The following is a 23685-nucleotide window of genomic DNA, read 5'->3' on the forward strand; positions in this document are numbered from 1 at the left end:
GGTCGTCAGTCACAGCGGAGACGTCGCAAAGCGCGTCCGCTCACCGGTGATGACCACCACCGGCAAGAGGTGCTTTAGCACGGCGTTTCCGGATCGGAACAGGACGCATGTCAAAGTTAGCGCAACCAAGTTTCGTTTAGCGTTAGCACGCGGACAGGTTGCTTCTCCAACATCGGCACGTTGAGACATTTTAGCCATTCCTTATCGGTATTCGTTCGAAATAAGGCAGTGAGAAGGCCTGATTCGCAGTTTGGCATTGTTGCAAAGAACAATGTCCCGCATACTCGTTAAAAAATCAGGCAGTCCGTGCAGTACAAGGAAACAATCCCATGTCGAAAATTGCCCTCGTGGACGATGACAGGAACATCCTGACATCGGTTTCGATGACACTTGAGGCCGAGGGATTCGAGGTCGAGACCTATAACGACGGTCAGGCCGCGCTGGACGCCTTCAACAAGAAGATGCCCGACATGGCGGTCTTCGACATCAAGATGCCCCGCATGGACGGCATGGACCTGCTGCAGCGGGTGCGCCAGAAATCGAAGATGCCGGTGATCTTCCTGACCTCCAAGGACGACGAGATCGACGAGGTGCTCGGTCTGCGCATGGGCGCCGACGATTACGTCAAGAAGCCCTTCTCGCAGCGCCTGCTGGTCGAACGCATCCGCGCGCTGCTGCGCCGGCAGGAAGCCGTTGCAGGCGAGGTCGTGGGCGACACCGAAGACACCAAGCTGATGACCCGCGGATCGCTCACCATGGATCCGCTGCGCCACTCGGTGACCTGGAAGGGTCAAGACGTGTCGCTCACCGTGACCGAATTCCTGCTGCTGCAGGCCCTGGCGCAACGCCCCGGCTTCGTGAAATCCCGCGACCAGCTGATGGACGTCGCCTATGACGATCAGGTCTATGTCGATGACCGCACCATCGACAGCCACATCAAGCGCCTGCGCAAGAAGATGCGGACGGTGGATGCGGATTTCTCCGCCATCGAAACGCTGTATGGTATCGGGTATCGTTACAACGAAGAGTAAGACATGGCGCTGGCCGAGAGGATCTCGACGCGCGACGAACACCCGGGCGAACGGCGTGATGCCGATGTCGTCCTTGGAGATGATTTCGTCGCCCCCGACAGCACGGTAGAGAAAGAGCTGCGCGACACCCGCGCGCGGCGCAGCCTGTTTTCGCTCAACCGCTCCCCGCTGACCCGCAAGATCATCACCTTCAACCTGATCGCGCTGAACGTCATGGTGGCGGGCATCCTCTGGCTCAACTCGTCGCGCGATACGCTGGTGATGCAGCGGGGCAATGCCGTGGCCTCCGAGGCCGAGCTGATCGCCGACGTGATCGAGGCCTGGCTGCCCGATGGCGCACCGGTTTCGCTCGGGAGCGACGCCGCGACAGACATCAACGGTCTGCTGCAACAGCTCGAGCTGCGCGAGGGAACCGAGTTGCTCGTGTTCGACGCCGACAATTTCCTTGTCGGCGAGACCAGCGGCGTCCACCCGCCGCTGCTGTCGATCGACACCCGCGAGGCCGACCGCCCGACCGTGATCTCGGATTTCCTCGACGCGATCTGGCGCGGTGTCGCCGGGATCTTCTCGTATCGGGAGACCGAACCCGAAACGAGCCTCGAGGACCGGATGCGCCGGATGATCGAGGGCGGCGACCCGACCATGACCCGGATGCAATCCAGCGAGGGCCCCGGCGGAGAGACCGTGTTCACCGGCTTCTCGCCGATCCGGCAGGGCGACGCGGTGATTGGCACCGTGGCCCTGATGTCGACCGAGGCCGAGATCGACGCCGCGGTCAGCGCCGAGCGGGAGCGCGTGCTGCAGATGTTCGTCATCGCCACGCTGGTCTCGATCGGCCTGAGCCTCGTTCTGGCCTCGACCATCGCCAACCCGATCTCGGATCTGGCGGACGCCGCCGAGATCGGCCGCGACCGCAACAACCGCAGCAAGGGCAGTTCGCGCCGCATCCGCATCCCCGACCTGACGGCGCGGCCCGACGAGATCGGCCGCCTCTCGGGGGCGCTGCGCGGCATGGTTTCGGCGCTCTACGACCGCATCGACAGCAACGAACAGTTCGCCGCCGATGTCGCGCATGAAATCAAGAACCCGCTGGCCAGCCTGCGCTCGGCCATCGGCTCGCTGCGCATCGTCAAGAAGGAAGAGCACCGCGACAAGCTGCTCGACGTGATCGAGCATGACGTGCGCCGCCTCGACCGTCTGGTGAGCGACATCTCCAATGCCTCGCGGCTCGACAGCGAACTGGTCAAGGAAGAAGAGCAGGAGTTCAACCTGCTCGAGATGATCGGGAACATCACCCAGTTCCTTGGCGAGGATGCCCGCGGCAAAGGGGTCGAGTTCATCACCGACCTTCCCGCGAAACCGATCAGCATCAGCGGCCTCGAGCCGCGCCTCGCGCAGGTCTTCGTGAACCTGATCACCAACGCCATCAGCTTCTGCGAGGACGGCGACGCCATCCGCGTCTGGGCGCGCCGCCGCGACAACCGCGTGCTGGTGGTGGTCGAGGATACCGGCCCCGGAATTCCGGAAGAGGCGCTGCAGAAGATCTTCAAGCGCTTCTACTCGCAGCGCCCCGAAACCGATTTCGGCAACAATTCCGGCCTCGGTCTCGCGATCTCGAAGCAGATCGTCGAAGCCCATGGCGGGGTGATCTGGGCCGAGAATATCCGCCCCACCGAGGCCGACGTGACCTCCGAGCCGCTCGGTGCGCGCTTCGTTGTCGGCCTGCCGGTCTGAGCGCTCCTCTGATCCCCCCGTCCGATCCTCCGCAGCCCATGCCCTCCGACGCCTCCGAGATCCTGCACGCCACCGCCGTGGCCGTCATGGGCCGGGGGCTGCTGATCCGCGGCGCCTCGGGCAGCGGCAAGTCGGCGCTGGCGCTCGAGATGATGGCCCGCGGGGCCGTGCTGGTGGCCGACGACCGCGTCGTCGCCAGCCTGCGCGATGCGACGGTGTGGCTCGCGCCCCCTGCCCCGCTGGCGGGGATGATCGAGGCGCGCGGCATCGGGCTGCTGAACGCCGAGACCATCGCCCCTGTGGCGCTGGCCGCCGTGCTCGACCTCGACGATGACGAGACGGCGCGCTTGCCGCAGCACCGCGAAACCGTGCTGCTGGGGCAGAAAATCCCCTTGCTTCACAAATCCGCACATCCCTATTTTCCTGCAGCGCTCGTACAATATCTCAAGGGCGGCCGAAGGGAATAGACGAGGATGCAGGATCAATCGAAAGGACAACAGCGCGTCGTGCTGGTCACCGGGCCCTCGGGCGCCGGGCGCTCCACCGCGATCAACGTGCTGGAGGATCTCGGCTACGAGGCCATCGACAACATCCCTCTGAGCCTGATCCCGCGCCTGCTGCTCGAGGGCGGCGCCCTGGCGCGCCCGGTGGCCCTTGGCGTCGATATCCGCAACCGCGACTTCTCGGTGCAGGGGCTGCTCGAGCTGCACCGGCGCCTCACCGCCGAGCCCGCGCTGGACGCCCAGCTGTTCTATCTCGACTGCAGCGCCGAGGTGCTCTCGCGCCGCTATTCCGAGACCCGCCGCCGTCACCCGATGGCCCCGGACGAGAGCTACACGCAGGGCATCGAGCGCGAGCTTGCCCTGCTGGAAGAGGCCCGCAATGCCGCCGACATCCTGATCGACAGCAGCGCGCTCTCGCCGCATGACCTGCGCGCGCAGATGGCGGGGCAGTTCGCCGACCGGACCGGGCAGAAACTGGCGGTGGCGCTGCATTCGTTTTCCTACAAGCGCGGCCTGCCGCAGGGCCTCGACTGGGCCTTCGACTGCCGCTTCCTCGACAACCCGCACTGGCAGCCCGCACTGCGTGGGCTGACCGGCCTCGATGCCCCGGTGGTCGCGCACATCGAGACCGACGCCCGCTTCGCGCCCTTCGTCGCCAAGCTGACCGATCTGGCGCTGTTCGTGCTGCCGGCCTGCAAGGACGAGGGCAAGGCGCACCTGACCTTCGGCATCGGGTGTACCGGCGGGCAACACCGGTCGGTCGCCGTGACAGAAAGACTGGCCGCTGCCCTTGCAGACAGTGGCTGGCAAGTGTCAATTAGGCACCGCGAGCTCGAGCGTCGCGGACTGGCTTCCGCGTCCGGCCAGAACAGGACCATCGGAGGACAGAACGGGTGATCGGCATCGTGATCGTGGCCCATGGCGGACTGGCGCGGGAGTATCTCTCGGCGATCGAGCATGTCGTGGGCAAACAGCCCGGCATCGTCGCGGTCACCATCGAGGCCGACCATGACCGCGCCGACAAGCAGGCCGAGATCTGCACGGTGGCCGACGGTGTCGACACCGGCGATGGCGTCGTGGTGGTCACCGATCTCTATGGCGGCTCCCCGTCGAACCTGTCGCTGCTGGCCTGTCAGCCCGAGAACCGCCGGATCCTCTACGGCATGAACCTGCCGATGCTGATCAAGCTTGCGAAGAGCCGGCAGAAGGATGTGCCCGATGCGGTAAAAGGCGCGCTTGAAGCAGGACGGAAATACATCGACAGCGTCAACGTGAAGCCCGAGCCGCTCTGAGCGGGATCGCGCAGGCTCTGTCCAAGGGAATTTGTAGTTTATGGCCGACAACGTGCACCGCGAGCTGAAGATCGTGAACGAAAAAGGGCTACACGCCCGCGCCTCGGCCAAGCTCGTCGAGGTGGTCGAGGGGTTCGACGCGCGCGCCGAGATCAGCAAGGACGGCATGAGCGCCGGCGGCGACAGCATCATGGGGCTTTTGATGTTGGCAGCTTCCAAAGGAAGCCTTATTGAGGTCGAAACCTCGGGGCCGGACGCGGTCGCGCTGGCCGATGCGCTGGAAGCGCTGGTCGCGAACCGGTTCGGAGAAGAGAACTGACCGCCGGCAAACCCCACCGGCGCAGGACGACGGAACAAGGCGGGCACATGGTTGAGAGCTATCAGGCCACGGCCGGTCAGGGCGGCGTCACGCGTCCGCTGCACGCTCCCTACGACAAGCGCAAGCTCAGCTACGCCAACACCTTCACCAACCCGTGGAAGGCCAACACCATCCGCGCGCTGGAATGGGCGACCGGCAAGATCCCGATGATCCGGCTGGTGCGCAAGGTCGAGCGTGCCGGCATTCCCGACGGGCAGGAGTTCTGGCGCCACGCGCTGGGGCACATGCGCATCCGCCTTGACACGCCTGCCGAGCAGATCGCGCGCATCCCCAAGGACGGGCCTGTGGTCGTGGTGGCCAACCACCCGCACGGGCTGGTCGACGGCATGATCCTCGCGGATCTGATCGGTCGGGTGCGCACCGATTACCGCATCCTCACCCGCTCGCTGCTGACAGGGGTGAAGGAGATCGAGGAATTCATGATCCCGGTGCCCTTCCCGCACGAGGAAAGTGCCCGCGAGCAGAGCCTCGAGATGCGTGCCCGCGCCATGGATCACCTCAAGGGCGGCGGCGTCATCGCGCTGTTCCCGTCGGGGGTCGTCGCGGCCTCACACTCGCTGCTCGGTCCGGCGATCGAGGCGGTGTGGAATCCGTTCACCGCCAAGATGATCCAGCGCTCGGGCGCGACGGTGGTGCCGATCTACTTCCCCGGCCAGAACAGCCGCGCCTACCAGATCGCCAACCGGATCTCGCCGACCCTGCGCCAGGGGCTGCTGATCCACGAGGTGATGCACGCCTGCGGCCGCCCGCAGAAGCCGGTGGTCGGCGAGCCGATCACCCCCGAGACGGTGCGGGCCTGGAACGGAAAGCAGCGCGAGTTCATCGCCTGGCTGCGCGAGGCGACGCTTCGCCTCAGAACAGAACTCTGAGCCGCCGCAGAAAATTCGTACGAATTTTCTGATCCCCCACCGAGTAAGATTTTTCGTACGAAAAATCTTCGCCCGCGTCAGCGTGTCGGCACCGGCTCATCGCCGCGATAATCGTAGAAGCCGCGCTTGGTCTTGCGACCGAGCCAGCCCGCCTCGACATACTTTGTGAGCAACGGACAGGGCCGATACTTGGTGTCGGCCAGCCCGTCATGCAGGACGTTCATGATCGCGAGGCAGGTGTCGAGCCCGATGAAATCCGCCAGTTCCAGCGGCCCCATCGGATGATTGGCGCCGAGCTTCATCGCCATGTCGATGGAGCGCACGTTCCCGACCCCTTCATACAGCGTGTAGACCGCCTCGTTGATCATCGGCACGAGGATGCGGTTGACGATGAAGGCCGGGAAATCCTCGGCGCTGGCGGCGGTCTTGCCGAGGTTCTCGACCACCTTGAGGCAGGCCTGATAGGTCTCCTGATCGGTGGCGATGCCGCGGATCAGCTCGACCAGCTGCATCACCGGCACCGGGTTCATGAAGTGGAAGCCGAGAAACTTCTCGGGTCGGTCGGTGCGCGAGGCCAGCCGCGTGATCGAGATCGACGAGGTGTTCGAGGTCAGGATGGTGTGCGGCAGCAGGTGCGGCGCGAGGCTGTCGAAGATCTTCTGCTTCACCGTCTCCTGCTCGGTCGCGGCCTCGATGATCAGGTCGGTCTGGCCGATCTCGGCGATGTCGAGCGTCGACGAGATCCGGCCCAGCGCGCCGTCGCGCTCCTCCTGGGCGATCTTGCCGCGGCTGACCTGCCGGTCCAGGTTGGCGGCGATCAGGGACATGGCCTTGTCGAGCGCCTCGGGGCTGACATCCGAAAGCCGGACCTCGTATCCCGCGAGAGCCATCACGTGCGCGATGCCGTTGCCCATCTGGCCCGCACCCACAACACCGATCTTGCTGATATCCATCGCCGATAACCCTTTCGTTTGCGCGCCAAACATAGGCACGCGCCGCGACCCGCCGCAAGGCAGATGGGCCGGATTTGTCGGGCTTTTTCGCTTTAGCAAAATCTCAACTCCGCTGTCCGAGGCTCTCTTCCGGGTGAGTTTGAACCAAGGTGGGAGTCATGACCTTCGCTATGACAGCGCCGGGGGCGCTGGACTATTTTCCGTGTCGCTACGGCCGGTCGCGCGTGCTGTTCCGCGGGCCACGGCGGCCGCTCGATGTGCCGTACGTGGCCTTTCTCGGCGGCACCGAAACCTATGGCCGTTTCATTGAAACGCCGTTTCCTGCGCTGATCGAGCGCAGGCTCGAAACCACCTGTGTCAATCTCGGCGTGGTGAATGCGGGGCTCGACCTCTACCTGCACGATCCAGGCGTGCTGCACGTGGCCGAACGCGCCGACCTCTGCGTCCTGCAGGTCATGGGGGCGCAGAACATGTCGAACCGGTACTACGGCGTGCATCCGCGCCGCAACGATCGCTTCCTGCGCGCCTCCGAGCGGCTCCAGACCCTCTACCCAGAGGTCGATTTCACCGAGTTTCACTTCAACCGGCACCTGCTCGGTCGTCTGCAGGAGATCTCGGAAGAGCGCTTCGACGAGGTCGCCGCCGAGCTGCGGCAGGCCTGGCTGGCGCGGATGAAGCACCTGCTGACCCTACTGCGGGGCCGGGTGCTGCTGCTCTGGCTGTCCGGGAATCCGCCGCCCGACGCGCCCGACGCCTCGCTCGACGCCGGGCCGCTGCTCATCGATCGCACCATGCTCGACGCGCTGCGCCCGCGCTGCGTCGGGCTTGTCGAGATGCCGCAGAGCGAGGAGGCCCGGCAGTACGGCGCGCCGGGGCTGGTGTTCAGCGACTTCGAGGCCAGCGCCGCCGCCGAGTTCATGGGGCCGCTGGCGCATGACGAGACCGCCGCCGCGCTGGCGCCGCTGATCGCGGACTATCTCAACTGACGGTGCCTGCCCGATTTTCGGGCGGCGCCTGTCTCGCAAGACATTGATCCGCCTCGCTTGCCGCAGTGCGGCGAGCGGACGCAGGCGCGGGGTCGTGGACGCGTGGCCCAAAGGGTCTATAGCTGTGGTCCAAAGCCCCGCCCTGCCCGACATCCGGTGGCAGGCCCGTGAACAGCCGGAGACCCCTAATGCTGATCGAGAACCGCACCTTCGACGAACTCAAGGTGGGCGACAAGGCGCAGCTGAACCGCCTCATCACCGCCGACGACCTGCTGGTCTATGCCAACGTGTCGGGCAACCACAATCCGCTGCACATCTTCGATCAGGACGGCGATGGCGATGGCCACCCCGAGGCGATGGCGCCGGGCTCGTTCATCGGCGCGCTGCTCGGCGCCGTTCTGGGCAACGTGCTGCCTGGCGCCGGCGCCCTCTACCGTGCCCAGAACGCCCAGTTCCACGCCCGCGTCTTCGCCGGCGACGAGCTCGAGATCGGCGTCACCGTCACCGACAAGAACGAGCGCGAGACCACGGTGACGCTGGCCACCGAGGTGCGCCGCTTCTCCGACGGGGCGCTGGTGCTCTCTGGCGCCGCCGAGGTGCTCGCCCCGCGCCGCAAGGTCAGCTACAACAGCCACGATCTCCCGGGTCTCGTGGTGCAGCGCCATCGCCATTTCGAGAAACTGCTCAAACGCGCCGCGCCGCTCGCCGCCCTGAAGACCGCCGTTGTCTGCCCCGAAGAGCCCAACTCCCTCGGCGGCGCGCTCAAGGCGCGCGATCACACCCTGATCGAGCCGATCCTGATCGGCGACACCGACAAGATCGCCAAGGTCGCCTCTGCCATGGGCGTGACCCTCGATGACGTCGAGATCATCCACGAGCCGCTGCACCGCAACGCCGCGCGCAAGGCGGTGGAGCTGGTGCACGAGGGCCGTGCCGAGGCGATCATGAAGGGGCATCTGCACACCGACATGCTGCTGCGGCCGATCCTCGACAAGCAGACCGGTCTGCGCATGGGTCGGCGCTTCACCCATATCTTCGTGATGGACGTGCCGGGCCAGCCGCACCCGCTGCTGGTCACCGACGCCGCGATCAACATCGCCCCGGACCTCAAGACCAAGGTCGACATCACCCAGAACGCCATCGACCTCGCGATCTCGCTCGGCATCGAGCAACCCAAGGTCGGGGTGCTCTCGGCCACCGAGACGGTGAACCCCGACATCCCGTCCTCGATCGATGCGGCGCTGCTGTCGAAGATGGCGGAGCGTGGCCAGATCACCGGCGGGCTGGTGGACGGCCCTCTGGCGATGGACAACGCCGTCGACATCGCCGCGGCGCGCACCAAGGGCATCACCTCGGACGTGGCCGGGCGGGCCGAGATCCTCGTCGTACCCAATCTCGACGCCGGCAACATGCTGGCCAAGCAGCTGACCTACATCTCTCACGCCGAGGCGGCGGGGCTGGTGCTGGGGGCGCGGGTGCCGGTCATCCTCAACAGCCGCTCCGATGACGACATGAGTCGCCTCGCCTCCTGCGCGGTCGCGGCGCTGCATCACGCGCGGATGAGCGGCAGACTGGCCTGACAACGGCGCGCCCGCGGGCCGGGAAGCCCCCTTCGGCGGCGACTCCCCCGTGGCGGGAAAGCCTGAGCGCCCGCGCCTCGCCCGGCGCAAGCGAGAGGACGGGTCACGCGCATCTCGTCCGCCGGGGGTCGGCGCCTCCATCAACCTGACACCCCTTGTCATCAACACGTCACTTGCCCGGCGCGCTATACTTCCATATTTCATGAAATATGGAAGCGATAAGATTCGAACAGCTCGGCACCCTCAGCCACCCCCAGCGGATGGAGGTGTTTCGCCTGCTCATGCGGCGCTACCCCGACGCGCTGCCGGCGGGCGAGATCACCGAGGTTCTGGGGCTCAAGGCCAGCACCGCCTCGGTCTACCTCTCGGCCCTGCGCGAGGCCGGCCTGATCACCCAGACACGAGCCGGGCGCTCGCTGCTCTACCGGGCGAACGTCGCGGCGCTGCGCGGACTGGTGGGCTTTCTGTTCAACGATTGTTGCCGGGGGCGGCCCGATCTCTGCCCGCCCGAGGCGCTTGCCGGCCTGCAAACCGGCCCCGCCATCTCCGGCGGGCCATATAACGTGCTCTTCATCTGCACCGGCAACTCCGCCCGCTCGATCATCGCCGAGGCGCTGCTGAGCCACCTCGCGGGCGACCGCTTCATTGCCTTCTCGGCGGGCACCCGGCCCTACTCCGAGCTCAATCCGATGGCCATCGCCACGCTGCGCGACAAGGGCTTCGACACCGGGGGCCTGAGGGCCAAGACCATCTCGGAGTTTCAGGGCCCCGACGCGCCGAGACTCGACTTCGTCTTCACCGTCTGCGACCGCGCCGCGAACGAGGACTGCCCGGCCTGGGCCGGTCAGCCGATCAGCGCCCACTGGGGCCTGCCGGACCCGGTGAAGGCCACCGGCACCGAGGCCGAGAAAAGCCTCGCCTTCCAGCAGGTCTTCGGAATGCTCAAGCACCGCCTCACGGCCTTCACCGCGCTGCCGCTCGACACACTCGACCGCATCTCCCTGCAACAGGCCGTCGATCAGATCGGCCACCCCGAACCCGAGGACCACGCCGGATGACCACCTACGCACTGAACGGGCTTGGCCGCATCGGCAAGCTTGCACTGCGCCCGCTGCTCGACGCGGGCGCCGACATCGCCTGGATCAACGATGCGGTGGGCGATCCGGAGATGCACGCGCATCTTCTGGAGTTCGACACCGTGCACGGGCGCTGGGATGCCACCTTCTCGCATGACGCGGACAGCCTCTCCATCAATGGCACGCGCCTGCCGGTGCATGGCAAGACGCGGCTCGAGGACCTGCCGCTCGAGGGCGTCGACGTGGTCATCGACTGCACCGGCGTGTTCAAGACCGAGGCCAAGCTCGCGCCCTATTTCGCCGCCGGCGTGAAGAAGGTGGTGGTCTCGGCCCCGGTCAAGGACGGCCCGACCGCCAATATCGTCTACGGCGTCAACGACGACGCCTACGACCCGGCGCAGCACCACATCGTGACGGCGGCAAGCTGCACGACCAACTGCCTCGCGCCGGTGGTGAAGGTGGTGCACGAAAATCTCGGGATCCGACACGGCATGATCACCACGATCCACGACGTGACCAATACCCAGACCATCGTCGACCGCCCCGCCAAGGATCTGCGCCGCGCCCGCTCGGCCCTGAACTCGCTGATCCCGACCACCACCGGCAGCGCCACCGCGATCACGCTGATCTACCCCGAGCTGACCGGCAAGCTGAACGGCCATGCCGTGCGGGTGCCGCTGCTCAACGCCTCGCTCACCGACTGCGTGTTCGAGCTCGAGCGCGAGACCACCGTCGAGGAGGTCAACGCCCTCTTCGAGGCCGCCGCTACCGGCCCGCTCAAAGGCATCCTGGGCTACGAGACCCGCCCGCTGGTGAGCTGCGACTACGTCAACGACGCGCGCTCCGCCATCATCGACGCGCAATCGACGATGGTGGTCAACGGCACCCAGCTCAAGGTCTACGCGTGGTACGACAACGAATGGGGCTACGCCCACCGCCTCGTCGACGTGGCGCAGATGGTCGCCGCTTCGCTCTGACACGCCCCCGTCACGCGCCTGCGCTAGCACGCGCGTGACACTCCGCACCGGAAAGACCCGCCATGACCACCGTCGCCCCCGAGAGGCCGCTCGCGGCCTATATCGCCGTCACCGCGGCCTACTGGGCCTTCATGCTCACCGACGGCGCCCTGCGCATGCTGGTGCTGCTGCATTTCCACACGCTCGGCTTCTCGCCGGTGCAGCTGGCCTACCTGTTCGTGCTCTACGAGATCGCCGGGGTGATCACCAACCTGTCGGCGGGCTGGATTGCGGCGCGGTTCGGGCTGACTTCGACGCTCTATGCCGGGCTGAGCCTGCAGGTTCTGGCGCTGCTGGCGCTGGCACTGCTCGATCCCGCGTGGACGATCGGGGCCTCGGTGACCTTCGTGATGCTGGTGCAGGGGGCCTCGGGCGTGGCCAAGGATCTGGCGAAGATGTCGTCGAAATCGGCAGTGAAGCTGCTGGCGCCAAAGGGCGAGGACGGGCTCTTTCGCTGGGTCGCCGCGCTCACCGGCTCGAAGAACGCGGTGAAGGGGCTGGGCTTCCTGCTCGGCGCGGCGCTGCTGGCGCTGGCGGGCTTCGTGCCCTCGGTGCTCGCCATGGCGGCGGTGCTGGCGCTGATCCTCGTGGCGGTGGCGCTGCGGATGCCCAAGGGCCTGCCCGCGGGCCGCAAGGATGCCAAGTTCCGCGAGGTGCTGTCGAAGAACCGCAACGTGAACTGGCTGAGCTTCGCGCGGGTCTTCCTGTTCGGCGCCCGCGACGTGTGGTTCGTGGTCGGCATCCCGATCTACTTCTATGCCGTGCTGTCAGACGGCACCGAGGCGGGCAACCGCGTGGCCTTCTTCACCATCGGCACCTTCATGGCGGTGTGGATCATCCTCTACGGCGCGGTGCAGGCGGCGGCGCCGCGGCTGCTCAGGGCGCGCCAGCGCGGCGAGGCGGCGCTGGTCGGCGACGCCCGGCACTGGGCGCGGGCGCTCTTCGTGGTGCCGGCGCTGCTGGCGCTTCTGGTGGCCCTGGCCGGCGCGCCCGCGCCGTGGCTGACCGTGACGCTGGTGCTGGGCCTGCTGGTCTTCGGGGCGATCTTCGCGGTGAACTCGTCGCTGCACTCCTACCTCATCCTCGCCTTCACCGAGGATGACCGCGTGACCATGGATGTGGGCTTCTACTACATGGCCAACGCCGCCGGGCGGCTGCTGGGCACGGTGCTGTCAGGGGCGAGCTATCAGCTTGGCGGGCTGCCGCTCTGCCTTGGCACCGCCGCGGCCATGGTGGCGCTGAGCGCGTGGGGCGCGGGGCGGCTGCGCCCGCATCCGGCGACGGCCTGAGATTGCCTGCCGACCGAGGCCGGGCCGTCTGCACGAAGTGGAGGGTTCGCCTCGGCGTCAGTCGTTCTGGGCGCGATCGGCCAGCGTGTCGAGCTTGCCCATGTGGTAGAGTTTGACCTCGCGCGCCAGTCGCAGCGTGGGCTTTGCCATGAACAGCACCGAGCCCACGGTGAAGAACCAGATCGCCGGGGTCTCGTACTGCTTCCAGAAGAACAGCACCGAGCCGATGGTGAAGCATACGGCGGCGCCGAAATCGACCAGCGTGTGGGCGATCTCGAACCGCGCATAGACTCGGCGGGTGTCGGCGTTGCGCTGGCGGTTGGCGTGGTTGAAGAGCTTCATCGCGGGGCATTCCTCAGGTCGGCGGGCGTTTCCCGGATGTTAGGTCTTGGGCCCGCGATGGCCAATCGGATCAGCGCGACAGGCCACCCCGGATCGTCGGCACGTCGAGCGAGGCGAAGCCGTAGTGGCGCAGCCAGCGCAGGTCGCTGTCGAAGAAGGCGCGCAGGTCGGGAATGCCGTATTTCAGCATCGCGATGCGGTCGATGCCCATGCCGAAGGCAAAGCCCTGCCATTCGTCGGGATCGATGCCGCCGGCGGCCAGCACCTTGGGGTGCACCATGCCCGAGCCCAGAACCTCGAGCCAGTCGTCGCCCTCGCCCACCACGACCGAGCCGTCCTTCCACTGGCACTGGATGTCGACCTCGGCCGACGGCTCGGTGAAGGGGAAGTGCGAGGCACGGAAGCGGGTTTTCACCGTGGTGCCGAAATAGGCCGAGAAGAACTCTTCCAGCACCCATTTCAGGTTCGCCATGGAGATGTTCTTGTCGATGGCGAGGCCCTCGACCTGGTGGAACATCGGCGTGTGGGTCTGGTCGTAATCGGCGCGGTAGACGCGGCCCGGGCAGATGATGCGCAGCGGCGCGCCCTGCGCCTCCATCGAGCGGATCTGCACCGGCGAGGTGTGGGTGCGCAGCACGTGCGGCGGGCGGTCGTCGCCCTCGGCACGGTTCATGTAGAACGTGTCCATCTCGGCGCGCGCCGGATGGTGGCCGGGGATGTTGAGCGCGTCGAAGTTGTACCAGTCCTTCTCGATCTGCGGCCCTTCGGCCACCGAGAAGCCCATGTCGGCGAAGATCGCGGTGCACTCTTCCCAGACCTGGCTCACCGGGTGGATGGAGCCCTGGCGGCGGGTCCGGCCCGGCAGCGTCACGTCGAGCCATTCGGACTGCAGGCGCTCGTTGAGCGCAGCATCGGCCAGCGCCGACTTCTTGGCGGCGAGCGCGCTGTTGATCTCGTCCTTCAGCGCGTTGAGCCTGGGGCCCATGATCTGGCGCTCTTCCGGGCTCATCTTGCCGAGGCTGCGCATCTGCAGGCTGATCTCGCCCTTCTTGCCGACCGCCTGCACGCGCAGGTCTTCGAGCGCCGCCTCGTCGGCAGCAGCCCCAATCAGCTCGATGTACTTTTCGCGCAGATCATCCATCTCGGCACCCTCGTATCCAGGAGTTGTCCGTCACCTAGCCGGGCCGGTGGAAAGACGCAAGCCACAGGGGCAAAACCCCGGCGCCAAGGCCGATTGCGCGGCCTGTCTCTTGTCGCTAGAACGGGCGGGCGCACGGCCCGTTAGCTCAACTGGATAGAGCAGCTGACTTCTAATCAGCAGGTTCGGGGTTCGAGTCCTCGACGGGTCGCCAGCGCTTGTCTCCCTGCCAATGCACCATAAGCTTGCACGTTTTGGCGGTTTTCATGCACACCCACTGTCAACCTATATTTGCAGGAGGAACCTATCGTCGCATTTCCACGATCGCAGATATAATGAGGCACAACTTGAAGCTAAGAACCGAACCAATCACCGTTGAGACCTTAGGGTCAGGACTCATAGCCAATAGATGACGGTTGCCGCGAGGGAGATGGCTGAGAGGAAGACCTTTGGGCAGCGGTCGTAACGCGTGGCGACACGCCGCCAGTCCTTAAGCCTGCCGAACATGATCTCGATCCTGTTACGCCTTTTGTACCGACGCTTATCGTATGTCACGGTCTTCTTGCGCTGCTTTCGGCTCGGGATGCAGGCGCGTATCCCCTTGTCGTTCAATGCTTCTCGGAACCAATCGGCGTCATAACCGCAATCCCCGAGCAGCCAATCGACTTTCGGCAAGTTGCTCACCAAAGCCCGTGCGCCGATGTAGTCGCTGACTGTCCCGCGGTCACGAACAGGCTCAGGGGGCATTCGCCATCGTCGCTCGGACCAATGGCGCGACATGGCTCATCTGTCGCAGATGGCGTGCAACTTGGTATTCATGCCGCCCTTGGTTCGCCCGATCAGGCGTCCACGCCCCCCTTTTTCACGCCCATGCTGGTCGCTGTGCGGTGTGCCTTCAAATAGGTTGCGTCGATCATAACGATCTTCCGTTCGCCGTGATCGGCGGCCAAGCCGACCATCATCCGCGCGAAGATACCCTTGTCACTCCAACGTTTCCAACGGTTGTAGAGAGTCTTGTGTGGCCCATATTCCGCCGGAGCGTCGCACCAACGTAAATCATTGCGATTTATGAAAATAATCCCACTCAACACACGCCGGCCATCGACGCGAGGCTTGCCGTGGGACTTGGGAAGGAAGGGCTCCAGGCGCGCCATCTGCGCATCGGTCAACCAGAAGAGATCAGACATGTTCACCGCTCGATTTTCGAGCCGTGAATCACGCTGCTACCGGGAAATCAATGGGTCCTGACCCTAGGCCTCTGGCTATCTAAATACCACCCAACCGCTTGTACTACGCGATCCGCGGGCGGCTCCACCTGAAATTGCACCGTCGCCAACCCTCACAACAATCCGGACCTTTGGAGCTCTTACCCGAACTTTCGCTCTTCCGCCTCAGGCTGCTGGTAGGGGCCTCGCGCCTCGACCGGCCGCTTCCCGCCCCTCCTTATAAGTCACGCCGAGTTCCAAGGGGTGTTCCTGCCTGAGCGGCCGCTTCCATGTCCAGGCAAGGGTGTCTTCGCACGCGCAGCGGACGGCTGCTCTCCGCCCTCTTGCACCCTCTAGGTGGGGGTCGCTGCACGAAACCTCACCGGGATGGAGCATCATGATGAAGACGTCGAAGACGTCTTGCCCGAAATGCGCGAGCGAGCGGTGCGGCCGCTACGAAAATCACGCGCAGCGCAATCGCTGCCTCGCCATGTTCGTGTGCGCCTACAACACCGCGCGGCGCGAGAAGACGCTCAAGGGGCCAACGCCGGTGCAATTCATCCGGCGAGCATGGCAGGCCGATCCCGGCCTCATCCACCGATCTCCGTGTTTCTTGAACCCGGCGCCATACACCTGGCAGTTGGTGGCCTTGGTCAGGCCCGCAGCACCATCGCCACGGCGCAGGCAGCCGTTGCCGGCAGGCGCAGCATGTCGTGGATCTGGGCCACGCGTTCGGGCGTGTAGTAGCCCTCTTCATGCAGGATGTTCATCGTCGCGATGACCTTGCCGTTTATGATCAGCGGCAGGTTCACGACAGAGCCGCAGCCGAGCTTGCCGATCAGCTCGGCATCAGGGAACACCGTGTCGATATCGGCCAGCGTGTTGGACACGAAGGCCTGCTGCCGGGTCAGCACCTGTTCGAACCAGCGGTTCAGTACGATCGGCTTCTCGCCCGAGGTCGGATAGTTCTCGGCATCGTCGGTATAGGCGCGGCGCGCCACCATGGCCTCGGTGTCCGAGGTCATCACGGTGAACAGCTTCGCACCCACCGTCGCCTTGGTCAGCGCGCAAAGCGCGTCGAAGGCGGCCTCTTCGGTCGTGGCAGCCGCGAGGGCGGTGGTGAAATCGGCAAGCGCCTTGTTGGTATCGGTCATGCGGGGTCCTTGGTTTCGGATGCCGCCAAAATCACGGGACCGGCATCGGGGTTGCCGCCTGAGGCGGCATAGAGGTCGCGCGTATAGGGATCGGCGAAACTGCCGTCATAGAGCGCGGTCTTGGGGGCGATCTCGACGATGCGGCCCTTGTTCATCACCGCCATGCGATCGCACATGAAGCTGACCACCGGCAGGTTGTGGGTGACCATCAGGTAGGTCAGCCCCTGTTCACGGCGCAGCCGCTTCAGCAGGTTCAGGATCTCGGCCTGCACCGAGACGTCGAGCGCGCTGGTCGGTTCGTCCAGCAGCATCACCTTGGGTTCCAGCATCAGGGCACGCGCGATGGCGACACGCTGGCGTTGCCCGCCCGACAGCTGGTGCGGAAAGCGGAAGCGGAAACGCTGGTCGAGGCCAACGGCGCCCAGCATCTCGACAACCTTCTCGCTGCGCTTGCCGATGCCGTGGATCGCCAGCGGCTCGGACAGCACCGTGTCGATGGTCTTGCGGGGATGCAGCGAGGCGTAGGGGTCCTGGAAGACCATCTGGCAGGTCTCGGAGAACGCCCGGTCGGTACCATGGCCGCGCGGCTTGCCCAGCACGGATATCTTTCCCGTCCAGTCCGACGCCAGCCCGGCGATAGCCTTCAGCACGGTCGACTTGCCCGAACCGCTCTCGCCAACCAGCGCGAAGCTCTCTCCCGTCGCCACATCAAAGCTCACGTCGCGCACCACCTTGGTGTCTCCGTAGGAGATATCTAGATCCTTCAGGGAAATCGCGGCGCTGCTCATGTGCCTGCTCCTCCGCTGCGGTCCAACACCGGCAGCTCGTCTCGAGTTTCCTGCATGCGTGGCTGTGCCGACAGCAGGCCCTTCGTGTAGGGATGGCTGGCCTTGTGCAGATCGGCGGCCGCGCAGGCTTCGACCACCTCGCCGCCGTTCATCACCATGATCCGGTCGCAGTAGCGCGCCACTAGGTTCAGGTCGTGGCTGATCAGGATCAGCCCCATGCCGTTGCCGGTGACAAGCTCTTCGATCAGGTCCAGCACCTGCGCCTGCACCGAGACATCCAGGGCCGAGGTCGGCTCATCCGCGATCAGCAGCTGCGGGCGTGGGATCAGCATCATGGCGATCATCACCCGCTGTCCCATGCCGCCCGAAACCTCGTGCGGATACATCTTCGCCACCCGCTCGGGCTCGTTGATGCGGACCGAGTTCAGCATCTCGATCACCCGGGCGTTCAGGTCTCGGCGGGGCAGGTTTTCATGCACCTGCAGCGCCTCGGCGATCTGGTGGCCAATGGTCATCACGGGGTTCAGAGAGAACTTCGGGTCCTGCATGATCATCGAAATCCGCGCGCCGCGGATCTGGCGCATCTGGCGGCTGGTCTGCGCCATCAGGTCCAGACCGTCGAAGCGCAGGGTCTTCGCGGTCTGCTTGCCGGGTGCCCGGATCAGCCGAAGGATCGACCGGCCCGTCATCGACTTGCCCGAGCCGCTTTCGCCGACGATGCCCAGGCGCTCTTCGCGGCCCAGGCTCAGGTTCAGGCCCTTCACGACGTCCACAGGCCCCTTGGGGGTGGCAAAGCTGACCCGCAGGTCCTCGATTTCCAGAAGCGGTGCGTCGGTCATTTCTCGCCCCCCTGTTTCGGGTCCAGAACGTCACGCAGCCCGTCGCCCAGGAAGCAGAAGCCGAGCGAAACCAGAATGATGGCGAAGCCCGGCATGGTGGCGACCCACCACTGATCCAGGATGAAGGTCCGCCCGCGCGAGATCATGGCACCCCATTCCGGCAGCGGCGGCTGAGCGCCAAGCCCCAGGAAGCCCAGGCCGGCGGCGGTCAGGATGATGCCGGCCATGTCCAGCGTCACCCGCACGATCATCGAGGAGGTGCAAAGCGGCAGCACGTGCCGGAAGATGATCCGTCCATGCGAGCCGCCGACCAGCCGCACCGCCTGGATGTACTCGGCATTGCGAAAGGTCAGGGTTTCGGCCCGTGCGATGCGGGCATAGGCGGGCCAGGCGGTGATGGCGATGGCGATGATCGCGTTCTCGATGCCCGGCCCGAGGGCGGCGACGAAGGCCAGCGCCAGGATCAGCTTGGGCAGCGACAGGAAGACGTCCGTGAGGCCCATCAGAATACGGTCGACCCAGCCGCCGAAATAGCCGGCGACCGCGCCGATGATCAGTCCGAGGGGCGCGGAGATCACGGCCACGAGCGCCACGATCATCAGCGTGATGCGCGAGCCGTAGACGACGCGGCTGAAGATGTCGCGGCCCAGCTCATCTGTGCCCATCCAATGCTCGGCCGAGGGCGGCAGCAGGCGGCGTTGCAGGTTCTGCCCAACGGGGCTTTCCGGCGCGATCCAGGGCGCAAACAGCGCCGTGGCCAGCAGCAGAAGAATGATCAGCAAGCCCGCCACCGCCAGCGGATTGCGCATCAGCGCGCTGAACATGCGCCAGGCGCGGCCCAAGTTGGCCTGGGTCAGCGTGGCGGGACTGTCGTCCAGAAGCCAGTCACGGGTGCTCATCAGCGGCTCCTCGGGTCGAGGACGCGGTAGAGCACGTCCGACACTTTGTTGATCAGGATGAAGACCGAACCGATGACCAGCGTGGACCCCAGCACGGCGTTCATGTCGGCGTTCAGCAGCGCGGTGGTCAGGTAGTTGCCGATGCCGGGCCAGCTGAAGACGGTCTCGATCATCACCGAGCCTTCCAGCAGCGCGGCGTAGCTGAGGCCGATGACGGTGATCAGCGGCACGCGGATCGGCTTGAAGCCATGCACCCAGATCACCCGCCACTCGGGCACGCCCTTGACGCGGGCGGTGGTGATGAACTCCTGCCCCAGCTGGTCCAGCATGAAGCTGCGGGTCATCCGGGCGATGAAGGCCAGCGAGAAGAAGCCAAGGATCGATGCCGGCAGGAGGAGGTGCGAGAGCGCGTTCCGGAAGACATCCCAGTCACCCGCCAGCGCGGCGTCGATTAGCATGACATTGGTGCGCGCGGGCACGAGCCCTTCGTAGAAGATGTCCAGCCGCCCCGGTCCGGCGACCCAGCCGAGGCCAGCATAGAACACTGCCAAGCCGACGAGGCCCAGCCAGAAGGCGGGCACTGAATAGCCCAGCAGGGCAAAGACCCGCATCAGCTGGTCGACCCACTCGCCGCGCCGCGTGGCGGCCCAGACCCCGGCGGGCACACCAAGGACGACCCCGATGAAGATCCCCAGCGTGGCCATCTCCAGCGTCGCAGGGAAGACCCGCAGCAGATCGTCGGCCACGGGGCGGTTGGTCGAGATCGAGCGGCCAAGGTCGCCCTGCATCACCGACCAGACGTAGTCGAAGAACTGCACCAGCAGCGGCCGGTCCAGCCCCATGGCGATCCGCGCCGCATCGTATTGCTCTTGCGTCGCGCGGTCCCCGACCACCGAAAGCACGGGGTCGATGGGCACCACGCGCCCGATGAAGAAGGTGATTGCCAGCAAGCCCAGGAACGTCAGCGCGGTGACGACGACAAAGCCGCCGATCCCCCGCGCACCGCGTCCCGCCCTGACGGCCATTGATGCGTCTGTCGCCAAGGTCTCCGCCTCCTTTGGCATCGGTCGAGTGAACTCTCGTGACCAGTGTTACAAAGATTTTTTGCTATAGTAAAAAAAATTTTGTAGCGTGACGGAAAGGATCTCGGAGGACCCCACCATGGCACGGGAGAAGCAGAAGGCCGAGCCGCAGCTCGGACCGCTTATTCGCAAGCGCCGAAAGCAGCTTGGACTGACTCTGCAGGCATTGTGCGATAGCGCGGGTGTCTCGGTCGGCTACCTCAGCCAGGTGGAACGCGACAACGCGACGCCCTCGCTGGGGACGCTGGCGCAGATCGCCGCCGCGCTTGACGTGACGCTGGAATATTTCATCGCCACCCCCGGTCCCTCCGACAGCCTGACCCGCGCCGAGACCCGGCCCCGGTTCTCTCTGAACGGCTCGTCCATCGGCTACGAGAACCTGGCCACCGAGTTCCCCGGCGCCGAGCTGTCCAGCTACATCCTTCATGTGCCTGCGGGCTATGTCTCGGAAGTGGTCAGCCACGAGGGAGAGGAGATCATCTACATCCTGGACGGCGAGATCGAGCAGACCCTCGACGGCCAGGTCATCCGGATGAAGGCCGGTGACAGCCTGCATTACAGCGGGCTGCGCCCCCATTCCTGGACCAATCCCACCGACAAGCCCGTTCGGATCCTCTGGACGGGAACCCTGGCCGTGCTGAACCGCAAGGGCGGGATGAAACTACCGGAGATGGTGCAGCTGGAGAGCTGATCAACACCGTCCCACTCAACTCAACCCCAACAAGGAGAGCCACATGAGCATGCTGAAATCCGCGCTGTTTGCCTCGGCGCTTGCGCTGCCACTGGCGGGCACCGCGGCCCTGGCCGACACGCCTGATGACGTCCTGGTTATCGCCCAGAACATCGACGACATCGTCGCAATCGACCCGGCGCAGGCCTATGAATTCACCTCGGGCGAGCTGGTCACCAACCTCTACGACCGCCTGGTGCAGTACGATGCGGAAGATCCCACCATCCTGGCCCCCGGCATCGCGACCGAATGGGAGGCAGACGCCGACGCCAAGACCATCACCTTCACCCTGCGTGACGATGCGGTCTTCAACTCCGGCAACCCGGTGACCGCCGAGGACGTGCTGTTCTCGCTCAGCCGCGTCATCAAGCTGAACCTCACGCCCGCCTTTATCCTCGCCCAGCTTGGCTGGACCCCGGAGAACGTGGACGACATGGTCACCGCCGACGGCAACGTCGTGACGGTGAAATACGAGGGGGACTTCTCGCCTGCCTTCGTGCTGAACGTGCTGGCCGCGCGTCCTGCCTCCATCGTCGACAAGGCGCTGGTGATGGAGAACGAGGTCGACGGCGACATGGGCAATGCCTGGCTGAACGCCAACTCGGCAGGCTCCGGTCCCTTCGCGCTGACCGCCTACACGCCGGGTCAGATGGTGCGTATGGCCGCCAACGAGGACTACTTCAAGGGCGCCCCCGAGATGTCCCAGGTGATCATCCGCCACGTGGCCGAAGCCGCCACCCAGCAGCTGCTGCTGGAACAGGGCGACATCGACATGGCGCGCAATCTGACGCCGGACCAGATTGCCTCGCTGTCCTCGGACGAGATCAAGGTGGAGACCTTCCCCCAGGCCGCCGTCCACTTCCTGTCGTTCAACCAGAAAACCGAGAGCCTGACCGATCCCGCCGTCTGGGAGGCCGCGCGCTACCTGGTCGATTACTCCGGCATGACCGACACGATCATCAAGGGTCAGATGGAGGTCCACCAGGCCTTCTGGCCGAAGGGTTTCCCCGGCTCCTACGACGAGACGCCCTTCACCTATGATCCCGAGAAGGCCAAGCAGATCCTGGCCGATGCCGGTATCGAAATCCCCATCGAAGTGACGCTGGACGTGATCAACGCGGCCCCCTTCACCGACATGGCACAATCGCTGCAGGCCAGCTTCGCCGACGCGGGTATCGAGTTCGAGATCCTGCCCGGCACCGGCGCTCAGGTGATCACCAAGTACCGCGAGCGGACCCACCAGGCGATGCTGCTGTACTGGGGACCCGACTTCATGGACCCGCATTCCAACGCCAAGGCCTTCGCCTACAACTCCGACAACTCGGACGACAATTACCAGGCCACCACCACCTGGCGGAACGCCTGGGCCGTGCCGGACGAGATCAACGAAGAGACCATGGCCGCCCTGTCGGAAAGCGATCCTGAAGCCCGACTGGAGATGTACCGTGACCTGCAGGCCAAGGTGCAGGAGAGCTCTCCGATCGTGATCATGTTCCAGGCCTCCTACGAGGTCGCCATGGGCGCGGATGTCTCGGGTTACGTCAACGGCGCGACCTCGGACTACGTCTTCTACCGGCTGGTCGAGAAGGAGTAATCCCGCGACCGCCCGCAAGACCACAGGGTCGCCGGCTCTCCGGCGGCCCGTTTCGTTTCAGGAGTAGAGAATGACCTATCTGATGCAGGCCGAAGAGCGCCTCTCGCGGCTGCGCGCCCGGATGGCGGAAACCGATACCGACCTGGTGGTGCTGGGTCCCTCCAGTCACATGGCCTGGCTGACCGGGCTGAACCCGCATGGCGACGAGCGCCCCGTGATGTTGCTGGTCACCGCGGAGCATGCCGGCTTCCTGATGCCCGCGCTGAATGCCGCCATGGCGCAGGAGATCACCCAGCTTCCCCTGTTCACCTGGACCGATGACGATGGTCCTCGTGCCGCGCTGGATGCGCTTCTGGACGCCAGCGACGCTCGCCGCTCCGGCCTGTCGGTGGTCCTGGACGAGACCATGCGCGCTGATTTCGCGCTGCTGCTGCTCGACAACCTCGACAGCCCGCGCCGCCGCTTCACCGAGGACACCGTCGGCCTGCTTCGCACCCTCAAGGACAAGGACGAAGCCGCCCGCATCAAGGCCGCGCACCTGCTGAACGATGCCGCGGTCGCGGCCGCCTTCGCCGCCCTGAAGCCCGGGATGACAGAGGCTCAGGTGGTCGAGCTGATCGAGGCTCATTACAAGGCCAATGGCGCCGCCACGGCCTTCTGCTCTGTCTGCTTCGGCGGCAACGGGGCCTTTCCACACCACCACCCCGGTGCCACAACCTTGGGCGAGAACATGGCCGTGCTGATCGACACCGGCTGTGTGCTGGATGGCTATCCCTCTGACATGACCCGCTGCTGTTGGTTCGGCCCCGATCCCGACGCCGAGTTCCTGAAGGTCCGTGACCTGGTCGAGGCCGCCGTGCAGGCCGCGCTGGCGGCCGCGAAACCCGGCGCTCTCGCCTGCGCGGTGGATGCCGCCGCGCGCGATGTCATCACCGAAGGCGGCTACGGCGACCGCTTCCTGCACCGCACTGGCCACGGCCTGGGCATCGACATCCACGAACCGCCCTATATCACCGGCACCTCCGAGACGCCCTTGGCCATCGGAAATGTCTTCTCGATCGAGCCGGGCATCTACCTGGAGGGCAAGTTCGGCCTGCGCCTGGAAGAGATCGTGATCCTGCGCGAGGACGGCCCCGAGATATTCTCGGAACTTCCCCGGCTCTGAGACCTCCGGCCCCGGCTATCGAACCTGTCGCATTTGCCGAA

23 protein-coding genes, 1 tRNA gene and 1 pseudogene are annotated in these 23685 nt (G+C 65.5%); 16 read left to right on the forward strand and 9 right to left on the reverse strand.

From position 1 onward, the window contains the following. Positions 1–329: 329 nt before the first annotated feature. From LCM15_RS16010 to LCM15_RS16040, 7 genes are read left to right on the forward strand one after another with little or no spacing between them, the layout of a single operon-like run. A complete protein-coding gene (locus LCM15_RS16010; RefSeq protein WP_224858176.1) occupies positions 330–1031 on the forward strand; it encodes a response regulator transcription factor in 702 nt (233 codons plus the stop codon). Between the two features lie 3 nt (positions 1032–1034). Next, positions 1035–2765, forward strand: a complete 1731-nt coding sequence (locus LCM15_RS16015) for a sensor histidine kinase (protein WP_224858178.1) — start codon at positions 1035–1037, stop codon at positions 2763–2765. Positions 2766–2803: 38 nt separating this feature from the next. After that, positions 2804–3232 carry an HPr kinase/phosphorylase gene (locus LCM15_RS16020; protein WP_224858180.1) on the forward strand — a complete coding sequence of 143 codons (429 nt, stop codon included), beginning with the start codon at positions 2804–2806 and terminating at the stop codon, positions 3230–3232. A 6-nt stretch (positions 3233–3238) separates the two neighbouring features. Beyond that, complete coding sequence (gene rapZ / locus LCM15_RS16025; RefSeq protein WP_224858182.1) at positions 3239–4165, forward strand: RNase adapter RapZ; 927 nt, start codon at positions 3239–3241, stop codon at positions 4163–4165. Beyond that, positions 4162–4560, forward strand: a complete 399-nt coding sequence (locus LCM15_RS16030; protein WP_224858184.1) for a PTS sugar transporter subunit IIA — start codon at positions 4162–4164, stop codon at positions 4558–4560. The genes rapZ and LCM15_RS16030 overlap by 4 nt, the downstream gene beginning before the upstream one ends. A 40-nt stretch (positions 4561–4600) precedes the next feature. Further along, positions 4601–4879 (forward strand): HPr family phosphocarrier protein, encoded by a 279-nt coding sequence (locus tag LCM15_RS16035; RefSeq protein ID WP_224858186.1) that lies wholly within the window; start codon positions 4601–4603, stop codon positions 4877–4879. A gap of 47 nt (positions 4880–4926) precedes the next feature. Further along, the gene (locus tag LCM15_RS16040; protein ID WP_224858188.1) at positions 4927–5808 is read left to right on the forward strand and encodes a lysophospholipid acyltransferase family protein; all 882 of its coding nucleotides are present in this window, start codon (positions 4927–4929) and stop codon (positions 5806–5808) included. 77 nt (positions 5809–5885) lie between these two features. Here LCM15_RS16040 and LCM15_RS16045 read toward each other — a convergent pair whose 3' ends face one another. Further along, positions 5886–6761, reverse strand: coding sequence for a 3-hydroxybutyryl-CoA dehydrogenase (locus LCM15_RS16045; protein WP_224858190.1), 876 nt, complete (start codon positions 6759–6761; stop codon positions 5886–5888). Positions 6762–6919: 158 nt separating this feature from the next. Between LCM15_RS16045 and LCM15_RS16050 the strand changes: the two genes are divergently transcribed. The 5 genes from LCM15_RS16050 (at position 6920) to arsJ (ending at position 12708) form a co-directional block, all read left to right on the forward strand. Further along, complete coding sequence (locus LCM15_RS16050; RefSeq protein ID WP_224858192.1) at positions 6920–7747, forward strand: DUF6473 family protein; 828 nt, start codon at positions 6920–6922, stop codon at positions 7745–7747. 188 nt (positions 7748–7935) lie between these two features. Further along, complete coding sequence (locus tag LCM15_RS16055; RefSeq protein ID WP_224858194.1) at positions 7936–9327, forward strand: bifunctional enoyl-CoA hydratase/phosphate acetyltransferase; 1392 nt, start codon at positions 7936–7938, stop codon at positions 9325–9327. A 209-nt stretch (positions 9328–9536) separates the two neighbouring features. Further along, positions 9537–10385 carry a helix-turn-helix domain-containing protein gene (locus tag LCM15_RS16060; protein WP_224858196.1) on the forward strand — a complete coding sequence of 283 codons (849 nt, stop codon included), beginning with the start codon at positions 9537–9539 and terminating at the stop codon, positions 10383–10385. Beyond that, positions 10382–11380 carry an ArsJ-associated glyceraldehyde-3-phosphate dehydrogenase gene (locus LCM15_RS16065; protein ID WP_224858198.1) on the forward strand — a complete coding sequence of 333 codons (999 nt, stop codon included), beginning with the start codon at positions 10382–10384 and terminating at the stop codon, positions 11378–11380. Before LCM15_RS16060 ends, LCM15_RS16065 begins: the two co-directional genes overlap by 4 nt. 62 nt (positions 11381–11442) lie before the next feature. Next, on the forward strand, positions 11443–12708 hold the full coding sequence (arsJ, locus tag LCM15_RS16070) for an organoarsenical effux MFS transporter ArsJ (protein ID WP_224858200.1): 1266 nt from the start codon (positions 11443–11445) through the stop codon (positions 12706–12708). 57 nt (positions 12709–12765) lie between these two features. On the opposite strand, the gene LCM15_RS16075 is transcribed toward arsJ, so the two are convergent. Both LCM15_RS16075 and pheS read right to left on the reverse strand, forming a co-directional pair. Then, positions 12766–13050, reverse strand: a complete 285-nt coding sequence (locus LCM15_RS16075; RefSeq protein WP_224858202.1) for a YrhK family protein — start codon at positions 13048–13050, stop codon at positions 12766–12768. Between the two features lie 70 nt (positions 13051–13120). Beyond that, the gene (gene pheS, locus LCM15_RS16080) at positions 13121–14191 is read right to left on the reverse strand and encodes a phenylalanine--tRNA ligase subunit alpha (protein WP_224858204.1); all 1071 of its coding nucleotides are present in this window, start codon (positions 14189–14191) and stop codon (positions 13121–13123) included. Between the two features lie 134 nt (positions 14192–14325). On the opposite strand from pheS, the gene LCM15_RS16085 reads away from it, so the two are divergent. Further along, positions 14326–14402 (forward strand) — tRNA-Arg (locus LCM15_RS16085). 182 nt (positions 14403–14584) lie between these two features. Here LCM15_RS16085 and LCM15_RS16090 read toward each other — a convergent pair. The 6 genes and pseudogenes from LCM15_RS16090 to LCM15_RS16115 form a co-directional block, all read right to left on the reverse strand. Continuing rightward, positions 14585–15375 (reverse strand): annotated as a pseudogene (locus LCM15_RS16090) (IS5 family transposase). A gap of 671 nt (positions 15376–16046) precedes the next feature. Next, positions 16047–16547 (reverse strand): GAF domain-containing protein, encoded by a 501-nt coding sequence (locus LCM15_RS16095; RefSeq protein WP_224858206.1) that lies wholly within the window; start codon positions 16545–16547, stop codon positions 16047–16049. Then, the gene (locus LCM15_RS16100; RefSeq protein WP_224858208.1) at positions 16544–17335 is read right to left on the reverse strand and encodes an ABC transporter ATP-binding protein; all 792 of its coding nucleotides are present in this window, start codon (positions 17333–17335) and stop codon (positions 16544–16546) included. The genes LCM15_RS16095 and LCM15_RS16100 overlap by 4 nt, the downstream gene beginning before the upstream one ends. After that, complete coding sequence (locus LCM15_RS16105) at positions 17332–18174, reverse strand: ABC transporter ATP-binding protein (RefSeq protein ID WP_224858210.1); 843 nt, start codon at positions 18172–18174, stop codon at positions 17332–17334. The genes LCM15_RS16100 and LCM15_RS16105 overlap by 4 nt, the downstream gene beginning before the upstream one ends. Continuing rightward, entirely contained in the window at positions 18171–19073 is a 903-nt protein-coding gene (nikC, locus tag LCM15_RS16110) for a nickel transporter permease (RefSeq protein ID WP_224858211.1), read from the reverse strand. Before nikC ends, LCM15_RS16105 begins: the two co-directional genes overlap by 4 nt. Beyond that, a complete protein-coding gene (locus LCM15_RS16115) occupies positions 19073–20098 on the reverse strand; it encodes an ABC transporter permease (protein ID WP_224858419.1) in 1026 nt (341 codons plus the stop codon). The genes nikC and LCM15_RS16115 overlap by 1 nt, the downstream gene beginning before the upstream one ends. A 136-nt stretch (positions 20099–20234) precedes the next feature. Between LCM15_RS16115 and LCM15_RS16120 the strand changes: the two genes are divergently transcribed. The 3 genes from LCM15_RS16120 to LCM15_RS16130 all read left to right on the forward strand — a co-directional run bounded on the left by LCM15_RS16120 (position 20235) and on the right by LCM15_RS16130 (position 23644). Beyond that, positions 20235–20846 (forward strand): helix-turn-helix domain-containing protein, encoded by a 612-nt coding sequence (locus tag LCM15_RS16120; protein WP_224858212.1) that lies wholly within the window; start codon positions 20235–20237, stop codon positions 20844–20846. Positions 20847–20889: 43 nt separating this feature from the next. Continuing rightward, entirely contained in the window at positions 20890–22479 is a 1590-nt protein-coding gene (locus tag LCM15_RS16125) for an ABC transporter substrate-binding protein (protein ID WP_224858213.1), read from the forward strand. A gap of 70 nt (positions 22480–22549) precedes the next feature. After that, positions 22550–23644 carry a M24 family metallopeptidase gene (locus LCM15_RS16130; RefSeq protein ID WP_224858214.1) on the forward strand — a complete coding sequence of 365 codons (1095 nt, stop codon included), beginning with the start codon at positions 22550–22552 and terminating at the stop codon, positions 23642–23644. Positions 23645–23685: the final 41 nt, after the last annotated feature.

Origin of the sequence: Salipiger bermudensis (assembly GCF_020171625.1) — a bacterium.
GTDB classification, from domain to species: Bacteria; Pseudomonadota; Alphaproteobacteria; order Rhodobacterales; family Rhodobacteraceae; genus Salipiger; species Salipiger bermudensis_B.